The sequence below is a fragment of the Sorangium sp. So ce124 genome (assembly GCF_051525235.1).
Lineage (GTDB): Bacteria > Myxococcota_A > Polyangia > Polyangiales > Polyangiaceae > Sorangium > Sorangium atrum.
The window spans coordinates 11,128,437-11,149,568 of record NZ_CP150312.1; the positions used below are offsets into that span (position 1 = coordinate 11,128,437).

A 21,132-nucleotide genomic window follows, 5' to 3' on the forward strand; every position below is an offset into this window, starting at 1 on the left:
CCTGGGCGGATTCCGCCGCTCAAAATTCCTGGCGAGCTGCGGTCCTCTGCTCAACAACGGACTGGAGGGCGCGCTCGAAGTCGTCGCGATTGACGAACGGGACCAGGAGGCCCTTGTGCCTGAGCCTCGCGAGCGAGACGCCCATCGCCGCCATCCTGGACCGGACGAGCACGCTGACGCAGCGGAGGCGCGGCCTGTTCTGTGTGATCCAGGCAACCATCCCGGCGCGGTACTCGCGGTCGAAGTCCGTGAGGCGCTCGGCGTCCACGAAGAGGTCCGCTGGATCGCCGGAGGCGGCGAGCGCCTCGAAGCGGCTCAGCAGCGGCGCGACGAAGGCGGCCTCCCCGTGGCCGGTGCATCGAATGACGAGCACGCCTTGAGCGGGGTGCTCCAGGCGTATCTCGCCTCGGTTCGTGCTGAGCCTCTCGGCGCCGGTTCGCGCTGATTCACCCGCGTTCATCAGCGGCCCCCTCGCCGTACGCCGAAGGCACGTTCGCGCTCACCTTCATCGCGCTCGGCCACGACGACGGCGACCGCGAAGTTCGCCTGATGGGACATGGTGAGATGTAGCCTCTCGACCCCGAGCCCCCTCGCGATCTCCGTCGAGGCGCCGGAGAGCATGAGCCTCGGGCGGCCGTCCCCGACGCGAACCACCTCGAGCTCGTGCCATGCGAGCCCGGCCGGCGCGCCGAGGGCCTTGACGCACGCTTCCTTGGCGGCGAACCGGGCCGCAAAGTGCTGAGCAGGGGAGCTCCGCATGCGGCAGTATTCGCGCTCTGCCGGGGTGAACAGCCGCTCCTCGAACCGGCCCTCGTGCCTCTCGATAGCCGCCGCGATGCGGCTGATCGCGCAAAGGTCAACGCCGACACCGATGATCATCCAGCCAGCCTTCCACGTCACTGGAGCGCCGAGCAGCGCGCTCGCGCGACGCATGTTTCATGAAGGGAAGATGCCAAGGAAGCGGAGCCACCGGGGGCTTGCTGGCGGCGACGCTCGGGGGCGAGCCTCTGGGGTCAGGATTCCTTGGCGCGGTTGACGAGGCTGAAGATGTCAGAGACCGTCTTGATCTCCTTCTCCGCGCCGGCTCCGAGCTTGATCTGGAAGGCTCGCTCCACCTCGCAAACGATCTCGATCATCTCGGTCGAGTCCACGTCCATATCGTCCTGGAGCGAGGCGGCATCCGAGAAGTCGTTCATGGGCCTTCCGAGGAACTCGGAGAGGATCGTCTTCACCTGGGTCTCGACGGTCTGAGCGCTCTGCATGACATACTCCTGTACTGGCAAATCGTCTTGTCTGATGTGTCGCGTGGGGTACGAGATTGGTCAGGATCGGTCGTTGCCGATGATCATCGACACGTTCATGCCACCGGATCCGCGGCTGTTGATCTGGGCGTAGCGCATCGCGCCGCCCTTGATCGCCTCGGTGGTCACCGCAAGGTTGCAATTCGCGTCGGGATGGTCGATGTTCGTCGTGGGCGGGACGGTCTCGTAAAAGAGCCCCATCGCGGCGAATGCGGCATCCATCGCGCCGCTGGCGCCATACAGGTGTCCGATCATGGACTTCGGCGCCGAAACCTTGACCTTGCTGCCCAGCTCGCCGAACACCTTGTGGATGGCCGCGGCCTCCTGCGCGTCTCCGTCCACGGTGCCCATCCCGTCCGCCATGATGAAGGAGACGTCGCTTGGTTTGATCTCGGCGTCGTCGAGCGTCTTCTGCATCGCGATGCTCAGGCCCCGCTCCTCCTTCGGGAGCGGCGCGGGGTGGCAGGCATCGTTGGACAGGCCGAAGCCACGGATTTCGCCGTAGATCCTGGCGTTCCGGCGGATCGCGTGCTCCCTGTCTTCCAGCAAGAGGAACGCGGCCCCCTCGCCCGGGACGAGCCCGCGCCGAGCCGTGTCGAACGGGCGATACGCCGTCTCCGGCGACGCGCCCGCGTTCTGGTTCACGATGCCGTCCGTGAGGCATGCGGAGTAGGGCAGCGGCGACATCACCGCCTCCGTGCCGCCGGCGAGGATGATCTCGCAGCTTCCCTGCGCGATGGTCCGCGCGGCATAGCCGATGCTGGCCAGGCCGCTGGCGCGATCGCATACGATGGTCTTGCTGTGCCCGCGGAGCCCGAAGAGGATCGAGACCTGCCCCTGCGGCGCGGCAGGGAACCAGGCGGTGGCCTGGTGGGGGCTCACGTCCCTCGCACCCGTCGTGTGCAGGTGCCGCAGCTCCCGATCGGTCACGGTCCATCCGCCGAAGCAGTTGCCCACGTAGACGCCGAACTCGTGCTTGTTGACCTTCTCGAGGTCCATCTCGGCGTCCTTGATCGCCATCGTGCAGGCGGCGATCGCGTACTGGGTGTAGGGGTCCAGCTTGCGCGCCAGGCGGACCGGCATGAAATCCAGCGGGTCGAAGTCGAGTAGTTCGCCGCCGAAGGAGGTCGGGAAGCTGCTGGTATCAAACTTCGTGATTTGGCGCAGCGCGCTCTTCCGGTTCAGGATATTGGACCAGACCGTTCCACTGCCGATGCCGTTCGGAGCGAGAAGGCCGATCCCGGTGATGACAACGCGACGATTCATTGTTGTGCTCCTGCTCAGCTCGGCGCGCAAAACACCAGAGCGCTGTGAATTCCGGAGAAACCGCTCGCGGCCTTCAGAACGACGTCCACCTTCCTCCGGATACCCTCGTTGGGGACGTAGTTCAGATCGCAGGAGCTGTCCTTGCTCTCATAGTTGATGGTGGGGAAGATCTCGGAGTTACGGATGGAGAGGACCGAGGCGACGCTCTCGAGCGCGTTGGCGGCGGCCAGGGGGTGCCCGACCATGGACTTCAGCGAGCTGACCGGGACCTTGTAGGCGTGATCCCCGAGCGCCAGCTTCAGCGCCGCCGTCTCGTTCGTGTCGTTCTGCTTGGTCGAGCTCCCGTGCGCGCACGCATAGTCGACCTGGTTCGGCGCGATGTCCGCGTCGACGAGCGCGAGCTTCATCGCGCGGGACAGGTCGATGCCGTCCGGCGCGAGATCGGTCATGTGGTATGCGTTGTTGCACGACGCGAAGCCGCCGAGCTCCGCGTAGATCGTCGCTCCGCGGCGCAGCGCGTGCTCCCGCTCCTCGAGGATCAGGATCCCGGCTCCTTCGCCCAGCACGAAGCCGTCGCGCTGGGAGTCGAACGGCCGCGAGGCGCGCTGCGCGGCGTCGTTACGCCTGCTCGAGAGCGCGCCGAGGATGTCGAACGCGGCGAACGCGATCGGCGTGATGGGCGCCTCCGACGCGCCGCAGATCATCACGTCGGCGTCGCCCATGCGGATGCTGTCGAGCGCCAGCCCGATGGCGTCCAGGCCGCCCGTGCACCCGGTGCTGAGCGTCGAGCACGGCCCGCGAGCTCCGTAGATGCTGGCGACCTCGGCCGAGGCCACGTTGAACGTGGACGCCTGGTAGAGCGAGCGCTGCACCCACGTCGGGTTGTACGGCGCGGTGCCTCGCTCCGTCAGGACCAGGAACTCCTCTTCCATGAACTTCGTCCCGGCGATCGCGTTGCCGATGCAGACGCCGATCCGATCATGGCCCGGAGCGCCGTCGCCGAAAGCCGCGTCATCCATCGCCATCTTGCTCGCCGCGACGGCGAACTGCGCATAGCGGTCCAGCCGCCGGACTTGGTCTTCCCTGAGGCCGCAGGCCCTCGGGTCGAAGCTCCGCGCCTGTCCGGCGATCTTCGACTTGAACCCGTCTACCGAGAACTGGTCGATCCCGTGGACCCCGGAGCGCCCGGCCATCGCTGCCGCCCAAAACTGCTCGACGCCGATGCCGTTGGGCGCGATGATCCCGAGTCCAGTGATGACTGCCCTACGCCGCTTACCCTTCTGAGCGTACTTCACGAATTTTTAACCTTCTCTCCCCCCCGCCACGTTCCTATCCGACCACAAGAGGCATCAATAGTTGCCCAGCCCGCCGCAGACGTTGAGTGCCTGTCCGGTGATCCCACGAGCGCTGTCCGACGCCAGGTAGGCCACCATCGCCGCGACCTCGCTCGGGTCGATGTAGCGACCGATCGGGACGCGCTGCTCGATGCGCTTCTTCGCGTCCTCGACGCTCACGCCCCAGATCTTCGCGTAGCCCCCTCGCGCCTTCTCCGCGAGCTCGGTCTCCACGAACCCCGGGCAGACGGCGTTCACCGTGATGCCCTTCGGCGCCAGCTCAAGGGCGAGCGACTTGGTGAAGCCGATGATCCCGTGCTTCGACGCGCTGTACGCGGCGGCGTAGATCACGCCCTGCTTGCCGCCGGTCGACGCGACGCTGAGGATCGTCTTCAGCGTGCCCTCGGGCGTGTTGTTGAGGACCGACTTGGTGACATAAAATACGCTGTTCAGGTTCGTATCGATGATCTCCCGCCACAGCGCGTCGTCCATGGTCGCGGTGGCCCCGCCGCCGCCGCGCCCTGCGTTGTTGAGGAGGACGTTAATGTGCCCGAACTCCTGGACAACAGCCTTGACGGCCGCGTCGACCTCTTGCGGCGACGAGACGTCGCAGACCCCGATCATCACGCGGTTCCCCAGGGCGCGGAGCTCCGCGCTGGTCTCCTCGAGCTGCTCCTTCGAGCGCGCGAGGAGCGCGACGCTGAACCCGTCCTTCGCGAGCCGAACGGCCGCCGCCTTGCCGATCCCGCGGCCGGCACCAGTGATGAGAGCGACCTTCCGATTCTGATCCGTCATGATAGACTCCTCTAAGCCTGCGTCTCGGTACGAGCCTTGACAGCCAGCATCGTCCCGCGACTGTTGTCGTTGATCGCCTTGGTCACCCGCGCCAAGGCGTCGCTGGGGCTGATGTCCCCCCAGATCTTCTTCATGCCCTCGGGCTTCAGCTCGACGGCGTGCCACGAGACGACCCGGACGCCGCCCGGCACGCGCTCGATGAGCCACTTGCCGCTGTGCCGGCGCAGCACCGGCGGCGGCTCCGGCTGGAAGTAGCTGATGCTCGAGTTCGGCGTACAGTGCCGGATCGACCGGATGCGCTCCATCTGCCCCTTCACGTCCACGGTCATGATGAACTCCTGATCCTGACCGTCGTCGTACCGCATCTCGACGCCATGGCAGTGAGGGAGCACCTGCGGCCAGTCCTGCGCGCGCGCGAGGAGCGGATACACGGCCTCGGGCGAGGCCGCGATCGTCATCTCCTCTTCGAACTCGCCATAGAGCTCGTTGTCCCGGCCCGGGATGGTCTTCGACTCGAGGACTTGCTTGATCGCCTGGAGCTCGCGTTTGCTGTTCGTGTCGGTCGACTTCGACATGAAGCTCTGCGCCTCCTCGGGCGTCGAGACGCCATCGATGAGCCCGCGCACGTCCGGCTTGATCTCGAACCGGTGCTCCAAAACGATGAGCGTCCCGGTCTGCAGGGGGAAGAAGCGCCAGAACCCCTCCATGGCGCTGAGCAGCGGCGACGGCTGCACCTGGCGGAACGAGATGGCACGCTGCTGGGGGAAGAACTCCCTGATGGATCGCCAGGTCATCAGCTTGCCGTTGGCGAGCGCTGTGATCTCGATGAGCTGCGTCCTCTCGCTCCGCTCGATGACCTTGGCCGCCTTGCAAGGCGGGAAGATCTGCGGCCATTTCTCCACGTCTGCCGACAGCGCGTAGGCGTCTTCGACATCAGCGGCTACCTCGATCGTGTGCTGATAATAGTTCATTCGCCCCGTCCATTCCTTGTGTCGACTATCGACAATAGTGTCCCTTCGGCGGCTGCGTCGCGCAGCGCCGATCGCCTTCGTGGTGTGGCTTCGAGAGGCGCCCTGGCTTCGGTGGAGCGCGAGGATCTCGCGCTCCGATTCAGCTCGCCTTGCCGCTCTCCTTGGCCACCGCCAGGCGGCCTGTCAGCCTGAAACCATCGCGCGCCATCCTGATGAGCAGGTAGATGTTCGTCGCTCCCGCCGCCAGCTCGACGATCTGGAGGCCGACGAACAGCGGCCCGAACTCCCCCCGGCTCGCGAGCCGGTAAAGGACGAACGCGCAAGGCACAAGGATGAGGATGCCGTTCATCGCGATGAACTTCATGCGCCGCTTCTTGCCCTCCACGATCCTGCCGGTGCGAGCGCTGGCCAGCGAGTTCCCGCTGCCGCCCGCCGCCGCCATGCTCGGAATCAGCAGGGCGAGGCCGTAGAGGATGGTGCGCTTCACGGTGACGATGGTCTCGGTATTCCCGGAGAGCTCAGCGAGCATCGTGGATAAAAAGAAGATCGAAATGATACAGAGCGCGAGTATTCCAGCGATGCCGTGCACGGTCCTTTTCATGTCGCTATTCCACGAAGGCTAGATGATCAATAAGCGCCGAAGCCGGCCGGCAACGAACTTGCGCCGGAACGACCCGCCATCCCCACGACGCACATCGCATGTCCGCTATCCGACTGGGCGCTCGGTCGATGGGTGACTGAGTACGTGCCCTATCAAGTCAAGGTAGTCGGCATCACTTAGTATTGTAGGATGGCGTGGTGCGTCAAGCGAAAACACTGTTGCGTTTTCGTGAACAATCGTTGCGCGCGCAGTGCGGTCCATCGACCTGGAGCGGTTGTGCGGCATTCGGGTACGGCGCGCTCGCTGAATGCTTCAGGCCAGTGCCAGTCTCCGCCAAACTGACAAAAATGGCTCGTGAGCGCCGTTGCCGGCCAGCGATGATGGCGGGTCAGGCGCAATGGTGGCCGGCCAGTCGTGGTGGCCGGCCAATGGTGGCCGGCCAATGGTGGCCGGCCAATGGCGGACGCCGCTCTGCCGGCGATGGCCGCAGCAGGCCGTGACTCCGCCGCGCCCGTAGCGCTCGTCCCTGAGCCCGGTTTGACGGAATTTAATGATTTGTTCCGGAGTGCGCGGTCAGGGGCGGCTTCCCGGGTGAATGCCGTCGTATTCCTGCTGTTCGCCACCGAAGGCGCATGCGCGCTCGGTATCGCCGGGTTCATGGGATCGGCGCGCGCTGAGATGAGGGTGCCCAGGTGCGCTGGTCGCACTTCCGTCGTCGGGGAGCTGATGGGCGGCGTGCACGGCCGCCAACCGCCTACATGACGCCTGCCAACTCCGGCTGCGCATCTGCGGGCACGCGCACATCGATGTCGCGCTCACGGCCAGGGCCCCTCACCGAGCGAAGCCGTCGATAGGGCGACACGGCGACGCGGCCCGAAGCGCTCGCGCTGCTCTCCGGTGCAGACACGGCGACGGCGGGCGGCGCGGCGCCGCGTTCGTCTGCGCGCGACTCCCCGATCCTTCCGCCCGGCTCAGCGCGCGTTCTTGACGAGGAACCCCTCGCCGTCGATCGCCACCGCGCGCTCCTTCAGCAGGCGGCCGACGGCCCGCTTGAACGCCTTCTTGCTCAGGCCGAAGAGCGCCCGGATCTCCTCGGGGCTCGAGCGATCACCGACCCTCGGCGCGCCCGGGCGCGAGAGCCGCGCGAGGATCTCCTGCGCGTCGTTCTCGACCTCCTCGTGCGCGTGACCGCGGAGCGAGAGGTCGATCCTCCCGTCGGGCAGCACGCTCGCCACGCGGAACCGCGCCGCCTGGCCGCGGGAGAGCGCGTGCGGCTCGTCGGCGGGGACCAGGCCGACGAACCTGCGCTCGACGATGACGAAGAGGCCGATCCCAGGCTCGTTGCGCCACGCCTCGCCCTCGACCCACTCGTCGAGATCGAACTCGCCCTCGTCACGCAGCATCTCGCTCACGCGCATCGTCCCCGCGAGGCGCCCGGTCCTGTCCACGAGCAGCCCCACCGGGTGCCGCTGGCCTACCTGCGGGTCGCGGGTCTGCTCCGCGCGGGGGATGAGCAGCTCCTTGGGCAAGCCCCAGTCGACGAAGGCGCCGAAGGGCGCGACGTCGGTGACCGCCAGAAAGGCGACCTCGCCGAGCGCGACCTTCGGCCGGCGCGTCGTGGCGATGGGGCGATCCTCCGAGTCGAGGTACACGAAGACATCGAGCTCGTCTCCCTCCCTGGCGCCCTCGGGCACCTCGCTGCGCGGCAAGAGGAGCACCGGCGCGTCCGGGCGAAGGTCGCCCGGATCGGCCGAGAGGAAGGCGCCCGGCGGGCCGAACCGCCGCACCGGCAGGGTCACCACGCGCCCGAGGAGATGGTCGTACGGCATCGGCGCGCAGTCTTGCACAGGGCCGGGGCGCGCGGTCGGTCGGTCGCGTCTCTTTTTGGCGCGATGACCTCCCGATCCCACAAATGAGTTGAAACTGCCTGAAAGACGCCGAATGGTGAGCTGTCGAGGCGCCAGGGACGCCAAGAGAGAGAACCCCTCTTGGCGCGCTTGATGGTTCGTTTCTCGCTTGAACGACGCGAGCGATCTTCTAAGAAGGCGAACGGGGTGAAGCTCCTCCAGGTCCTTCGGGGCGTGCCGCCCGCTGCGGCTCCGCGAGCGACGAGCGCGTCTCGTCGGGCGTGGAAGCGACTCGCGGTCGCCGCCGGTCTCCTGCTCGTCGCGCCCGTCGTCGTGGCGCACGGCCGCGTATGGTTCGACGGCGCGACGCCGTCCGAGAGCTCTGGCAGCCCCGCGCGCGGCCGGCTGCTGCACGGGCACCCGCTCCGCCCCTCGGGGCCCGGCTACGTGACCTACTCCTACCTGGGCGCCAGCCTCGGGCGCCAGTACGTGCACGGCGCCGTTCGCGGCGCGCTGGAGGAGGCGTTCGCCGCGTGCGCGGCGGCCAGGCCAGGGCGGCGCTTCGTCGTCGGGGAGACGGGCCACCGCGATGGCGGCCGGTTCTGGCCGCACCGCACGCACCAGAACGGGCTCAGCGTCGATATCTTCGTCCCGCTGCGCGACGGCGCGGGGCGGCCCGCGGACGTGTCGACCTATCCCTGGAACGAGCTCGGTTATGGCCTCGAGTTCGACGCGCAGGGCCGGTGGGGCGAGCTGATGATCGATTTCGACGATCTCGCGCGGCTCCTGTCGGCGCTGGACGAGAAGGCCAGGCCAAGGAAGCTCCGGATCCAGCGGATTTTCCTCGCGCCTGAGTACGTGCCGCTGCTGCTCGCGAGCCCCGCGGGCCGCACGCTGGGCTCCCTCGCAGGGGCGATCCCACGCGGCCCGGTGTGGTGGCGGCACGACGAGCACGTGCACATCGATTTTGCATTCGCGGCCGGCGGCCCGCGCTGAGCGAAGCCATCGACGGGTGATGGCGCCGGAGCCGCTCGCGCTGCTCCTTCTGCCGGCCCTCACCCACGACCGAGTCAGGCCCGTCGCTCGCCTCCACGCACGAGGCCGGCGGCTTGACGAGCCGGTTCCATGACGTTACCGCTGGGAAGGCCCGCGAGCGGCGCGGGTCGCGCGTCGCGCAGCGGGGAGGCGTGGAGCCCGCCATGGACGACAGCTCCGGATACCGCATGTACGTGTTCCGCAGCGGCCGCCGCGACGTCCCGGGGCGGCGGCTCGTCGACGAGCTCGCGGTCGACCTCCAGGCGATCGCCGGCCCCGGAGGCGCGGAGCGCCCTCGCGACGTCGTGCTCCGCGCCTTGATCCGCGCTGGCGAGCTCGAGTCCATCCTCACCGACGCCGGCGCGGAGGGCGCCTCGGCGCTGGCGCAGCTCACCGACGATCTCGCCGCCGCGCTGATCGACGGTAACGACGCGGGCGCGCTCGCGATCGCGGACGGCGAGACGTCTGACCACGGACAGCCAGACGTCTGGCCACGACCAGCCAGACGTCTGGCCACGCCCGAGGCCCTCATGGCCGTCGAGGTCCCGGCGACCGTCTCGACCTCGCCGCCCGAGGGGTTCTCGTTCTACGCGCTCCACCCGCTCGATTTCGCACGGCTGGCCGAGCGGCTCGCGTCTCCGCCGGCGCCGGTCCGGGTCCTCGGCATCCGCAGCATCGGCACGACCCTGAGCGCGGTGACGGCCGCGGCGCTTCGTCGGCAGGGGATCCGGGCCGGGCGCATCACCGTGCGCCCATCAGGTCACCCCTATGACCGCCGCGTCGAGCTCGACACCGGGCAGCTCCGCTGGGTCGAGGACGGCATCGCCGAGGGAGCGCGGTTCTGGGTCGTCGACGAGGGGCCGGGCCTCAGCGGCTCCTCGTTCCTCGCCGCCGGCGACTCCCTGGTTCGCGCGGGCGTCCCGCGCGCGAGCATCGTTTTCCTCGGCTCCCGCGCGCCCGACCCCGACGCGCTCGTCGCGCCGGACGGCGCCCGCCGCTGGCGGTCCTTCCGCTCGGAGCGCGCCGAAGGCGGTGCGCAGCTCCCCGGCGATGCGGGCGAGCCCATCGGCGCCGGGGCGTGGCGCCGCCGCTGCTACGAGGACGAATCGCGCTGGCCGCCCTCCTGGACATCCATGGAGCGCCTCAAATACCTTTCCCCGGACGAACGCCGGATCCTCAAGTTCGAAGGGATGGGCCGCTACGGGGCCGAGTGTCTGGAGCGGGCACACGGCATCTTCCGGGCCGGCTTTGGGCTGGAGCCGCGCGACGAGGGCCAGGGATTCTTCTCGTATCCATGGCTCCCTGGCCGCCCGCTCCAGGCCGATGAGCTATCCGCCGCGGAGCTCAAGCGCCTGGCCGACTACTGCGCTTTTCGCGCCTCGGCCTTCCCTGTGCCGAGCCCTGCGGCCGACGAGCTCATTGCGATGGCACGCACCAATTTCTCGCTGGAGATGCGGAGGGAGCTCCCGGGTGAGCTCCACCTGGAGCTCGCGCGTCCGGTGATCGTCGATGGCAGGATGGATCCCCACGAGTGGCGCAGATCCGCCTCGGGCGAGCTGGTCAAGGTGGACGCCTGCGGGCACGGCGATGATCACTTCCTCCCTGGCCCCGCGGACATCGCCTGGGATCTCGCCGGCGCCATCGTCGAGTGGCGGATGCCGCGAGGCGCCCGGCGCGCCTTCCTGGATCGATATCGGCGCCGCTCCGGCGATGATCCCGAGCGGCGCCTGCCGGCGTATCTCCTCGCCTACACCCTCCTGCGTCTGGGTCACGCCGCGATGGCCTCGGCGTCGCTCCCGGACGAAGGCGAGGCGCTGCGCCTCTCCGCGGCGCGGCACCGCTATCGCGCGGCCCTGATCGAGGGCCTCCGCCCCGCGGCCGCCTCGGGGGCGCTCGGCTAGCATCGCGCGCCGGAAATCACGACAGGAATTCTGCGACGGCGAGGCGGGCGCGGATGACATCTCAATGAATTTCGTTCTGTTCTGAGTGATTCACCGCCGAGCGGCTAACGCGCCGCCGGCAGCCGTCGCGTCGCCCACTGCGGACGGGCCGGCGTCGACATCGACCGCGCCCGTCGCGCGGTTGCGCAGCGGCCCGCTCGCGAGCTTGCTCGTGATCGACGACGGATGATGCATCTCCTCCCACATTCTCCGCGATGCCTTCCTGCCTGGCGGATAGCCGCCGCTCTCTCTCGAAGTCACCTTTGCGCATTGACCGGCTCTCCGGGAGTGGAGCGCGGCACCGAAGAGAGCCGACACGCGACGGTGAGCACCGGGCAGCTGTGCTTTGCGGTCGGCTCGCCTTAAGAAAGGAGCGTTCCAGCAGGGTCGTATCGGAGGGTCGCCATGAGAAAGTCGCTCGCAAGTCAGGTCCCGGTCTGCATTCCCAAGCTTCCGCCGCCGGAAAAATGGAAGGAGCTGGCCGTGCAGGCGAAGGCCGTTCGCCCGGACAACCTGCCGCCGGGCTTCAATATCGAGGACATCGATCCCACCGAGCACGGCAGGCTTGCGCTCGTCATCAGGCTACGGTGGCCGAAGACGGGGGTGAGGCTCACCGTCGGCTTCCTCGACAATCCGGAGCCCGCGCTGCGGCGCAAAATCCTCGCGTACGCGAACATGTGGAGCAGGACTGGAAATATCCAATTCGTCGAGACGCGGTCCTACGCGGCGAGCGCGGACGTCCGCCTCGCGCGTGGCGAAGGGGGCTACTGGTCGTGGCTCGGCATCGACATCCTCAACCACCCGGGTCAGCAGACGATGAACCTCCAAGGGTTCACGCTGAGCACGCCGGATTCCGAGTTCGAACGCGTCGTTCCGCACGAGTTCGGCCACACATTGGGGTTCCCGCACGAGCACCTCCGCGCGCAGATCGTCGAGCGCCTCGATTTCGAGAGGACGATCGCCTACTTCATGCGGACCCAGGGCTGGAGCCGAGAAGACGTGATTTTCCAGGTGCTGACGCCGCTCGAGGAGAGCTCGATCTTCGGCACGGCCAGGCCCGATGAGGAATCGATCATGGCCTACCAGATCCCCGGCGAGTGCACGAAGAGCGGGAGACCGATCCTCGGCGGAGTGACGATCAGCGACAGCGACTACGCCTTCGTCGCGCGCGAATATCCGAAGCCCTAGCGCTGAGCCGAGCCGAGCGCTGGTGCCGCAGGCGTCCGCCGCGCGCGCGTCCGTCGCGCGTGGCGGATTGACGCTCGGTAGTCCCCGACTGTGAAGGTTCGCCATGAAGACCAGGAAGACCAAGCCAGCTGCTCCCCGCGCTCCCAGGGCAATGAGGCGGCCCGAGATCCCGCTCTCCCCGCACGCGGAACGCGCTGCGGCGAGCCTCCACGTGGTGCTGATCGGTATCGACGTTTACTCCGGCGGAGTCTCCCCGCTCCGCGGCTGCGTCAATGACATCGACGAGATCCAGGAGTTGCTGCTGAATCGGCTGGGCGTGCCGGCGAACCGGATAAAGCGGTTCGCCGCCCCCCTGCGCGGCGGCCCGCCGCGGCCGACGACGGTGCCGACGCAGGCGCCGACCCAGGCGAACCTGATCGCGGCGCTCACCGCGCTCGGGGATGAGGTGCAGCCGGGCGACCGGGTGTTCATCTATCACTCCGGTCACGGCACGCGCAGCGAGGTGATCGATCCGAGGGACAACAGTCGCTATTATCGCGAGGCGCTGCTGGCGACGGACAGCAATATGGCGGATGGGGAGAGGCTCCTCTTCGATTGGGAGCTGAACAGGCTGCTCGGGAGGATCGCGGCGCGAACGCCGGCCGTGACGGTGGTGCTCGATTGTTGCTTCTCCGCGGGGGCGACGCGGGAGGTGCCGGAGAAGGGGGTACGCCCGCGGTTCGTCGAGTCGCCGCGGCCGTTCGCGCTTCCGCCCGAGGTCGCGCCGCCCCCGGCGACGGGGGAGCGAGGTGCAGCGAGGAGGCTAGGCGTCGGCGCGGGCGATTTCATGGTGGTAGCGGCCTGCCTCGACGACGAGCGGGCCCGCGAGTCGGACGGCAGCGGCGGTGAGCCTCCCGCACCGGGCCGGCAGCAAAAGACGCATGGCCTGCTCACGCGCGCGCTCGTGGATCAGCTGAGCGCGCTCGAGGATACCACGCTGTCGGAGTTGCGCTGGGGCCAGATCTGGCGCACGGTGGTCGCCAAGGTGGAGGCGATGAACGCGAATCAGCACCCGTGGCTCTCGAGCTCCCCGGTGAGACGGGTGTTCGGCGGGCCGCCGGAGGAGGGAGACATCGGCTATTCCGTGACCTTCGACGCGGCGAGCGCGACCTATCGACTCAACGCGGGATCCCTGGTGGGCGTCACCGAAGGCGCGGTCGTGGCGCTCTATCCGGAGCTAGGGACGCCAGGCGCGACGGCGGTGTTTCCGCCGGTCGGCACGCCAGAGGATTTGAGAGAGCGAATCGGCCTCGTTCGCGTGATTTCGACCGCCCCCGCGACGTCGTCTGCGAAGGCCGATCCTGCGATGCCCCCGCCTTCGCCGCCGCCGAGCGCGCTCATGCGCGGTCGATTGATCCGGCCCGGCGAGGCAGCGAAGCTCGTCGTGGCGCTCGCGCCGCACGACGAGGCGATGGCGAACCGGCTCGCCGCCTCGCCGTTCCTGAAGATCGCGCAGGCGGGGGACAAGGGCCAGATCACGGTGGTGCAGCGCTCGGACAAGTCCTGGGCAATCACCGACGACATCTACGGGACCGGGGAGGAGCCGGGGCCGCCCCTGCCGACGCTGCCCTTCCTGGCGAACACCGCGCCGCCGGCCGACGCCAGGGACATCGCGGTCGCTCTGGTGGAGCACTATTACCTCTACGCCGCGCCCCTGCGAATCGCGCGCAACTGCGCCGATCTAGAGCATTGCCTCCAGATGACGCTCCTCGATTGCAACGCGCAGATCGGAGTGCTGCCGCCGGAGCTGGCCCAGAACCCGCCGCTGCCAGCGCTGCAGCCAGCCAGGCGGGCCAATTACGAGGTGAAGGCGGGCCGCTTCGACACGGTGAACGACAGGTGGATCACGCTCGGAGACTGCTACTGTATCCAGATCGAGAATCCCTCGGACATCGACCTGTGGGTCACGCTCGTCAATTGCGACAGCGAGGGGCGCGTGAGCATCTACGCGAGCCGCTACCTCATCGCAAGGAAGAGCCGCGCGACCTTCTGGTCTTCCTCCGGCGTCCTCGGGGATCCGATGTGCGCGACGCTCGCGGCGGGGCAATCGCTCGGGGTGGATCGCTTCGTGGCAATCGCGACGACGAACAACACAGCGTCGCTCGATTACCTCAGGCGAGATACGTCCTTCGCCGAGATAGCGAGCGGAGTCGAGGAAAAGGGCGAGCACGCGCGCGGCGCATCGGAGCGTTGGACCGCGGACGTCGTGGTGGTGCGAATGACGGCGAAGTAGAGCAGCTTCGGGTCGATGACGGGGGCTGTGAAGGGTGGCCACGGGAGAGGGAGCTCATGATATCTCGGCATGATCTGTATGGCCTCCCGTGCGGCGCTCTCCATGTGTTCGTCGATTTGCCGGAACGTGCGGTCCGTGATGCATTCGTCGACGAGGCCATCCGCGAGATGGAAGAGGCACGGAAAAAAGGGGAAAAAGGACTCCTGACCGAGCGCTTCCTCCGGGAGGAGCTGCAGCGTAAAATCGAGCGATTGGCGGCGCATCTCGCCACGGTGATCGATCTGGCCGCGCGAATGAAGGCCGCGCGCGATGGCGGCGACGCGCGCGAGGAGGACCGGCTGTTTCGTGCCATCGTGATCGCGAAATGGTTGGGTGGCGCGCTCATCAAAGCGCTGCTCGGTGGCCCAACGGCGGGGATGTCGCGCGTGGCGCTGGTGGGCGGCAAGAAGCTAGAGCTGGTGGCGCAGACGGGACACAGCGGCGTGATTCGCCTGATCTCTTTCAGCGCCGACGGCTCGCGGCTGATCACCGCAGCTGGCGACGGGCGCGCCATCTCATGGGCCGCGGCGACGGGTGACGAGCTATACACCTTCTGGCTTGATTCCGCGAGGATGGGCGATCCGGCCGGCGTGGCCCTGTCGCCTGACGGAAGGCAAATGGTCGTCGTGGGCGGCGAAGGGGCGGCGATCCGTTATCCGCTGCTGGATGAGATGAAGTGGCTATCTCTGCACGCTCCGTTCAGACTGCGCAAGGTGCGATTCGCTGCGTTCTCGTCGGACGGTGCGAGGCTCGTCACGTCGGGCGCGGAGACGATCGTGTGGGCCGTCAAGGAGGGGAGGGTCGAGGCCGTGCGCCGGTTCGGCGAGCGGAGCGACGCGACGGCGACCGTGGCGGCGTTCTCGCCGCGCGGCGATCTCGTGCTCACGGAGGGACCCAATCACGACGCTATTCTCTGGAATGCAAGGACAGGGGCCCAGCTCCAGGCACTTTCAGGGCATGCGGCGCCGGTGCGGGCCGCCGCCTTCTCTGCTGACGGCGCGCGCGTCGCCACGCTCGACGCGGCGGGTGTCGTGATCGTATGGGACGCGCACACCGCGGGTCGGCTCCTCGAATTGGCGATCTCGAGCGCGCCGACCTCGATCGCGCTCTCGACCGACGGACGGTTGCTCTTGACGGTGTCGCCCGGAGCGGCGGTGCAGCTGTGGGAGCTCGACGCCCGGCCGCCCGCGCCGCGCGCTTCGGTCGCGCAGGCGCTCGCCATGATCGGTGGAGCGATCCAGGCGGCGGATCTGTCGCCTTCGGCGCTGTTGACGTTGCTGGTGGTTGGCATGGCGGACGGCTCGCTTTACGCCATAGATTGGGTAAGCGGTGACGTGGTGTGGTCGGTCAAGGCGATGCGGCTCGCGTCGACCTGGATTGAATTCGCCGCTGATGGGCGCCGTTTCACAGTGGCGCGCGAGGACGGGATGGCGCACGTGTGGGACGCCGGAACCGGCGGGCTCGCCGAGGTGCGCCCCGCGACGGCGCCGGCGCCCTCGCTGGAACTCGAAGCCATCCTTCCTGGCCAGGTGATTCGCAGTGCGCAGAGCGGCGAGGAGATTGGCTATTACGAGCGCGAGAGCATGCCGAATAATCCTCTGGTCCGCGCGGAGCGATTGGGCTCGGTGGGGCGCTGGCTGCTCACGCACCGGGACGGCCAAGTGAACGTGCTCGACGAGAAGCGGCTCCCCGGACAATGGCTGCTCACCGCCGAGTGCCAGTGGGGCGCGATGATCGCGCACGCGACCACGACGGCGCTCTCACCGGACGGGCGCTTCGTGCTCGGCGGTACGGCGAGCGGCACCGTGGAGCTGTGGAGGATCGGCGTCGCAGCGCGGCTGTGCACGCTGCTTTCGCTGGCCGACAGGAGATGGGCGGTCGCTGACGACGAGGGTCGCTACGACACGTCGCAAGATGGTGAGGCGGCGGGGCTCCACTGGCTGCTCGATCTGGAGCCGCTCGCGCTCTCGCAGCTCAAGCTGCGTTATTACGATCCGGCGCTGCTCGCCAAGAAAATGCAGCTTCGCGCGGAGCCGGTGCGCGCTGTGACGCAGCTCGCGCCAAAGCTGTTTCCGTTGGTGAGGACGACCATCCTGGAGAGGGGGCCGAAGAGGCCGGCGGTGCACGTGGAGCTGAGCGGTCAGGGCAGCGGAGCCCGAACGATCCTGGAGCACGAAGAGAAGGGGCCGACGCTGTACGTGGAGCTGCGCGACCAGGGTGGCGGATTCGGAACGATACAGATCGTCATCAACGGCAAAGAGGCGCTCGTCGGCCGCCTCGCACAGGACGAGTCTGGTCGGCCGTTTCTGGTGGCGGAAGGGCGCCGTCAGGATATCCGGGTCGACGCGCTCCGTGACGAGGCGACGGGTGCCATTCGCGAGATGTCGTTCGAGTTCTCGCTCGCCGGCCACCCCTACCTGCACCAAGGCGACGCCAGCAATCGAGTCACGGTCGTGGCGATGGACGCTGACGACGTGCTGGCGAGCCGCGGCAGCGAATCGCGCTTCGCGGCGGCCGGTACGCCGGGGCGCGTGCCGCCCATGCTGTGGGGCATCATCGTCGGCATCTCGCGGTACCAAGGCCCCAGTCTCCGCTTGACCTACGCTGGTAAGGACGCCGCGGACTTCGGCAAGGCGCTGCGGTTCGTCGCCGAGCCGTTGTTCGAGGACCGCGTGAAGGTCAAAGTGCTGAGCACGGATTCCGGCGACACCGCGGAGTGGCCGACGCGCGCGAACATAGAGGCCGCCTTCAGGTGGGCCGAAGGTGCGAAGTCGGAGGACGTCCTGGTGGTCTATCTGTCGGGCCATGGCGTGCAGGTCAATGAGGGGAAGGACGACGAGTTCCATTATCTGACCCAGGACGCGGTGGAGCGAGCGTACGCCGATCCCGTGGTCTGGCGCGCCAGCGCGCTCTCTAGCCTGGAATTGACAAAGTGGATCAAGCGCGTGCCGGCGCTCAAGCAGGTGGTGCTGCTCGACACCTGCCACGCCGGGCGGTTCCTCAAGGATCTGACGGAGGAGCGCGAGGTGCCGTCGAGCTACCAGCGCGTGCTCGAGCGGATGAGAGACCGAACCGGGCTGTGGTTGCTCGCGGGGGCGGCGGCCGACGCGGTGAGCTACGAGGCGAGCCGTTATGCGCAGGGGTTGCTCACCTACGCGCTGCTGTCCGGCATGCGCGGAGCGGCGCTGCACGGGGGCAACCTCATCGGCGTCGGCGAGCTCTACAACTACGTCGTGGATCAGGTGCCGCTCTTGGCCAAGGGGATCGGCGGCGTACAGCGCCCGTTGCTGGCGGTGCCCGCGGGAGGGTCCAGCTTCGTCATCGGAGCGGTCGACGCGGCGCGGCCCGGGAGCTTCCGTCTCGCCGTGCCTCTGCCGCTCGTCGAGCGCAGCTCGTTCCAGGATGAAGAGGAAATGGACGACGGGCTCGCGCTCGGCATGAACGTCGATGAGGCGCTACGCGGTCTGGCGGAGGGGCAGCCCCCGCCGTTCGTGTTCGTCGATGCCACCGGGGTGCCGGATTCGCTCCGTCCGGCGGGGCGTTACCGCCGTGCGGCTGACGGCTCGATCCGCGTGACGGTGCGCTTGTTCCACGACCACCAGCGCGCGCTCGACACCATGGTGGAAGGGCGCGCCGACGCCGTGGACGCGCTCGCTCGCCGCATCGCGGCGATGATGGCGGAGAGCATCCGCCAGGCGCGCGGTCCGATTGCCTGAGGTCTAGCAAAGGCGGGCAAGTCGCGGCGAAGCGCCTCGCGGGCGACCCAGGTCGAGATCACGGTATCCGCGCTCGATCCCTGGCAACGAAACACGCTCAGCGTCCACGTGATCCGCGTTGTGGAGGCCTCCTCCTCTCGCGAGCGCTTCACCGGACCTTGCGGAGCCTGGCTCCGCCGGCGCCGGGCGGCGCCGCGGCGGCGGTCTGGAGCGGGCGGATCTCCAGGCCCCGCCGCCGCAGGGCGTGGGCGATGCCCGCCTGGAGATCACCGCGGGTGGTGACGCCGCTCAGGTCCACGCCGAGCTGCACGATGGTCTGCGCGACGGTGGGCGCGATGCCGACGAGCACGACCTCGGCGCCGAGCAGCGCCGCCGCGCGGACGGCCCGGAGCAGATGGTCGGCGACGCCCGTGTCCACCATCGGGACGCCGGTGACGTCGATGAGGACGACCGAGGCCTGCTCGCGCTCGATCGCGGAGAGCAGCGAGCCCATGATCTGCGCGCTCCGGTTCGAGTCGACCGTGCCCACGAGCGGCAGCACAAGGATCCCGTCGTGGACCGGGATGACGGGCGTCGAGAGCTCGCGCACGACCTCGAGCAGCCGCGCCTGGCGGTCGTAGGCTTGCTCGATCTGCGCGAGCTGCTCGGTCCGCTCCCGGTCCCTCCGCGCCCGGAGGATCGCGGCGGCGAGCTGGTTCCCGAACGCGGCGATGAGCGCGACCTCGTCCTCGGTGATGCGCTCGTCCGAGCTGCCGACGCCCAGCACCCCGAGCGCCTCTCCGCCCGCGCGGAGGGGCACGTAGACCCCGGTCCGCAGGCCGGCGCTCGTGGCGGCCTCACCCCAGGCTTCGGCCTCGCGGCGCTCGTGGAGATCGTGGCGCACCACCGGATGGCCCTGATGAAACGCCGCGACCGCCGCGCTCCGAGGGGTGTCCAGCGGGTGCACGATGGAGAGATCAACTCCGAAGTTCCTGCCGAGCCCGGCGCGGGAGGCGAGCACGCCGCGCTCGTTGTCGACGAGCCCGATCCAGCCGATCACGTAGCCGACCTCGTTCACCAGGAGCTCTGCCGTCCTGTCGAGCAGCGGCGCCTCCTCGGAGATCACGGCGACGGCGTCGCCGGCGCGGTAGAGCGCCTCCACCAGCCGGACCTTCTCGTCGATCTGCTTGCGGCTCCGGATGCCGAGCAGCGTCACGGCCGAGAGCTGGGCGACGAGCGTCAAGAGCTGCCGCTCCTCCGGCGAGTACACGTGAGGCGCGCCGTAGTTGGCCGACAGGGAGCCGAGGAGCCGGTCGCCGTGCATGAGCGGGAACAGCGCCATCGAGCGAATGCCCATCTTATCGACCATGAGGCGCCGCGTCGTCTCGTGGAGACGCGGGTCGGTGGCGCAGTCCTCGTACAGGATCGGGTCGCCCGCGGCGATCTTCTCCAGGCCGGGGTAGGCCGAGCGCTGCAGGCGCGTGCCGGCCGGGACGGGCGGCGCGCCGCCGCGCTTCCAGACGCCCACGATCTCCAGGACGCTGTTCGCGTCGTCGCAGAACCTGCTGAGGTAGAAGGCGTCGTGGCCCAGGCAGGACAGGCTCTCGACGGCCGCCGCGAACAGGGACGCCTCGTCGGTCGCGCACGTGATCGCGCGGGTCGCCGCGATCATGGCGGGCACGAGATCGAGCGACGCCGGCGTCCCGCCGACCTCACGCGCCCCGTCGCTCGCCGGCTCTTGCCGGGACGCCAGCGGCGCAGGGATTTCATCGCGTGTCCCGTCGCGCGTCGCGGGCGATCGGCGGTCGTCTGAGTCCGTCATCCGTCCATGCTACGTCTGGTTCGTGCCAGGTGGAACCTGACGCATCCATCGCCGTACTGCGCCTGCACCCGCGGCGGTCGCGACAGAAAGCCCCGCCGGTCGGACCGAAATCCCCGCCATGTCGAGGCTGCACGACGGGTGATACGCCTCTTCTGAAGGCGGTCCGGGCGACCGTCCGCCGAGGAGAAGGCGTGATGAAGACGGACGAGCACGAGAAACACGCAGTGAGCTTCGGGCGCGAGCGAGCATTGAGCTACGACGACCAGGTTCGCCGCTTCTGGGCGGGTTATGGCGTCATGCAGCAGGTCATCGCCGAGGTGATCGTCGCTGCGCTCCCCGACGAGGAGGCCGCGTCGCTGCTGATCGTCGGCATCGGGACCGGGAGCGAGCTGAAGCCTTTCGCGCGCTACGCGGGGGCCGGCGTTCGTTTCACGGGCGTCGATCCCTCGCCGGAAATGCTCGCCGTCGCGAGAGAGAAGCTCGCGGCGGAAGGCCTCCTCGAGCGGACGAGCCTGCATGCCTGCGAGCTGCGCGATCTCGCGCGCGGGCCCTTGTTCGACGGCGCCCAGATGATCGGCGTCCTGCACCACGTCCCGGGCGATGAGGCGCGCATCGAGCTCTTGCGGGAGGTCGCAGGGCGCCTGAAGCCGGGGGCGCCCTTCGTGATCGGCTGTCGGACCGGAGACGATCCGCTGCTGAGGGCCGTCGAGGACCGGCGGGCCCTCGCGGAGGGGCGGCCGCCCGAGGCGGCGGAGCAACGACGGAAGGCCATGGCGTCGTTGAAGATGCCGGCCTCGGACGCCGAGGTCTTCGCGCTCCTGGCCCAGGCAGGCTTCATTGCGCCTCGCCTGATCTTCTGCGAGCTGGAAATCAAGACCTGGGTGACGCGCTACGAGCCATCCACGCTCGGCGCGTGACGCGGCGACACGCGGGGCCGCGGTTCCGCCCGATGTTGCTCCTCGTCAGCCTGGCAGAGCTCGACGCGACGGTACGGGAGAAGCGTGGCGGAACGCCGCAGTGAGGCAC

17 protein-coding genes are annotated in these 21,132 nt (G+C 68.6%); 6 read left to right on the plus strand and 11 right to left on the minus strand.

Features of this window, described 5'->3' with window-relative positions:
* Window positions 1-19: 19 nt before the first annotated feature.
* From WMF19_RS41780 to WMF19_RS41820, 9 genes are all read right to left on the minus strand, one after another.
* Window positions 20-373 (minus strand): hypothetical protein, encoded by a 354-nt coding sequence (locus WMF19_RS41780; protein ID WP_437895472.1) that lies wholly within the window; start codon window positions 371-373, stop codon window positions 20-22.
* An 86-nt stretch (window positions 374-459) separates the two neighbouring features.
* Window positions 460-879, minus strand: a complete 420-nt coding sequence (locus tag WMF19_RS41785; protein ID WP_437895473.1) for a holo-ACP synthase — start codon at window positions 877-879, stop codon at window positions 460-462.
* 134 nt (window positions 880-1,013) lie between these two features.
* On the minus strand, window positions 1,014-1,262 hold the full coding sequence (locus WMF19_RS41790) for an acyl carrier protein (protein ID WP_437895474.1): 249 nt from the start codon (window positions 1,260-1,262) through the stop codon (window positions 1,014-1,016).
* A gap of 60 nt (window positions 1,263-1,322) precedes the next feature.
* On the minus strand, window positions 1,323-2,567 hold the full coding sequence (locus WMF19_RS41795; protein ID WP_437895475.1) for a beta-ketoacyl-[acyl-carrier-protein] synthase family protein: 1,245 nt from the start codon (window positions 2,565-2,567) through the stop codon (window positions 1,323-1,325).
* Window positions 2,568-2,581: 14 nt separating this feature from the next.
* Entirely contained in the window at window positions 2,582-3,862 is a 1,281-nt protein-coding gene (locus tag WMF19_RS41800) for a beta-ketoacyl-[acyl-carrier-protein] synthase family protein (RefSeq protein ID WP_437895476.1), read from the minus strand.
* A gap of 54 nt (window positions 3,863-3,916) precedes the next feature.
* The gene (locus WMF19_RS41805) at window positions 3,917-4,696 is read right to left on the minus strand and encodes an SDR family NAD(P)-dependent oxidoreductase (protein WP_437895477.1); all 780 of its coding nucleotides are present in this window, start codon (window positions 4,694-4,696) and stop codon (window positions 3,917-3,919) included.
* Window positions 4,697-4,707: 11 nt separating this feature from the next.
* Window positions 4,708-5,667, minus strand: a complete 960-nt coding sequence (locus WMF19_RS41810; RefSeq protein ID WP_437895478.1) for an aromatase/cyclase — start codon at window positions 5,665-5,667, stop codon at window positions 4,708-4,710.
* Window positions 5,668-5,806: 139 nt separating this feature from the next.
* Window positions 5,807-6,268: a hypothetical protein gene (locus WMF19_RS41815; RefSeq protein ID WP_437895479.1), complete on the minus strand. Its 462-nt coding sequence runs from the start codon at window positions 6,266-6,268 to the stop codon at window positions 5,807-5,809.
* A gap of 971 nt (window positions 6,269-7,239) precedes the next feature.
* Window positions 7,240-8,097 (minus strand): CvfB family protein, encoded by an 858-nt coding sequence (locus WMF19_RS41820; RefSeq protein ID WP_437895480.1) that lies wholly within the window; start codon window positions 8,095-8,097, stop codon window positions 7,240-7,242.
* A gap of 225 nt (window positions 8,098-8,322) precedes the next feature.
* On the opposite strand from WMF19_RS41820, the gene WMF19_RS41825 reads away from it, so the two are divergent.
* On the plus strand, window positions 8,323-9,111 hold the full coding sequence (locus WMF19_RS41825; protein WP_437895481.1) for a penicillin-insensitive murein endopeptidase: 789 nt from the start codon (window positions 8,323-8,325) through the stop codon (window positions 9,109-9,111).
* A 203-nt stretch (window positions 9,112-9,314) separates the two neighbouring features.
* Complete coding sequence (locus WMF19_RS41830; RefSeq protein ID WP_437895482.1) at window positions 9,315-11,051, plus strand: hypothetical protein; 1,737 nt, start codon at window positions 9,315-9,317, stop codon at window positions 11,049-11,051.
* A 90-nt stretch (window positions 11,052-11,141) separates the two neighbouring features.
* Here the strand turns inward: WMF19_RS41830 and WMF19_RS41835 are convergent, their stop codons facing one another.
* Window positions 11,142-11,285, minus strand: coding sequence for a hypothetical protein (locus WMF19_RS41835; protein ID WP_437895483.1), 144 nt, complete (start codon window positions 11,283-11,285; stop codon window positions 11,142-11,144).
* 210 nt (window positions 11,286-11,495) lie between these two features.
* Here WMF19_RS41835 and WMF19_RS41840 point away from each other — a divergent pair, with 210 nt between their 5' ends.
* The 3 genes from WMF19_RS41840 to WMF19_RS41850 all read left to right on the plus strand — a co-directional run bounded on the left by WMF19_RS41840 (window position 11,496) and on the right by WMF19_RS41850 (window position 18,305).
* A complete protein-coding gene (locus WMF19_RS41840; protein ID WP_437895484.1) occupies window positions 11,496-12,278 on the plus strand; it encodes a M12 family metallopeptidase in 783 nt (260 codons plus the stop codon).
* A 103-nt stretch (window positions 12,279-12,381) separates the two neighbouring features.
* Complete coding sequence (locus tag WMF19_RS41845; RefSeq protein ID WP_437895485.1) at window positions 12,382-14,550, plus strand: caspase family protein; 2,169 nt, start codon at window positions 12,382-12,384, stop codon at window positions 14,548-14,550.
* Between the two features lie 104 nt (window positions 14,551-14,654).
* Window positions 14,655-18,305: a caspase family protein gene (locus WMF19_RS41850; protein WP_437895486.1), complete on the plus strand. Its 3,651-nt coding sequence runs from the start codon at window positions 14,655-14,657 to the stop codon at window positions 18,303-18,305.
* 148 nt (window positions 18,306-18,453) lie between these two features.
* Here WMF19_RS41850 and WMF19_RS41855 read toward each other — a convergent pair whose 3' ends face one another.
* Entirely contained in the window at window positions 18,454-20,106 is a 1,653-nt protein-coding gene (locus tag WMF19_RS41855; protein WP_437895487.1) for a GAF domain-containing protein, read from the minus strand.
* 194 nt (window positions 20,107-20,300) lie between these two features.
* Between WMF19_RS41855 and WMF19_RS41860 the strand changes: the two genes are divergently transcribed.
* On the plus strand, window positions 20,301-21,023 hold the full coding sequence (locus tag WMF19_RS41860) for an SAM-dependent methyltransferase (protein WP_437895488.1): 723 nt from the start codon (window positions 20,301-20,303) through the stop codon (window positions 21,021-21,023).
* Window positions 21,024-21,132 lie beyond the last annotated feature (109 nt).

What these genes read in the sequence shown, in the direction of transcription:
- WMF19_RS41855 (WP_437895487.1), bottom strand. Translation starts at nt 20,106, where the DNA reads ATGACGGACTCAGACGACCGCCGATCGCCCGCGACGCGCGACGGGACA.
- WMF19_RS41840 (WP_437895484.1), top strand. Translation starts at nt 11,496, where the DNA reads ATGAGAAAGTCGCTCGCAAGTCAGGTCCCGGTCTGCATTCCCAAGCTT.
- WMF19_RS41835 (WP_437895483.1), bottom strand. Translation starts at nt 11,285, where the DNA reads ATGCATCATCCGTCGTCGATCACGAGCAAGCTCGCGAGCGGGCCGCTG.
- WMF19_RS41830 (WP_437895482.1), top strand. Translation starts at nt 9,315, where the DNA reads ATGGACGACAGCTCCGGATACCGCATGTACGTGTTCCGCAGCGGCCGC.
- WMF19_RS41785 (WP_437895473.1), bottom strand. Translation starts at nt 879, where the DNA reads ATGATCATCGGTGTCGGCGTTGACCTTTGCGCGATCAGCCGCATCGCG.
- WMF19_RS41805 (WP_437895477.1), bottom strand. Translation starts at nt 4,696, where the DNA reads ATGACGGATCAGAATCGGAAGGTCGCTCTCATCACTGGTGCCGGCCGC.
- WMF19_RS41860 (WP_437895488.1), top strand. Translation starts at nt 20,301, where the DNA reads ATGAAGACGGACGAGCACGAGAAACACGCAGTGAGCTTCGGGCGCGAG.
- WMF19_RS41845 (WP_437895485.1), top strand. Translation starts at nt 12,382, where the DNA reads ATGAAGACCAGGAAGACCAAGCCAGCTGCTCCCCGCGCTCCCAGGGCA.
- WMF19_RS41795 (WP_437895475.1), bottom strand. Translation starts at nt 2,567, where the DNA reads ATGAATCGTCGCGTTGTCATCACCGGGATCGGCCTTCTCGCTCCGAAC.
- WMF19_RS41790 (WP_437895474.1), bottom strand. Translation starts at nt 1,262, where the DNA reads ATGCAGAGCGCTCAGACCGTCGAGACCCAGGTGAAGACGATCCTCTCC.
- WMF19_RS41815 (WP_437895479.1), bottom strand. Translation starts at nt 6,268, where the DNA reads ATGAAAAGGACCGTGCACGGCATCGCTGGAATACTCGCGCTCTGTATC.
- WMF19_RS41820 (WP_437895480.1), bottom strand. Translation starts at nt 8,097, where the DNA reads ATGCCGTACGACCATCTCCTCGGGCGCGTGGTGACCCTGCCGGTGCGG.
- WMF19_RS41810 (WP_437895478.1), bottom strand. Translation starts at nt 5,667, where the DNA reads ATGAACTATTATCAGCACACGATCGAGGTAGCCGCTGATGTCGAAGAC.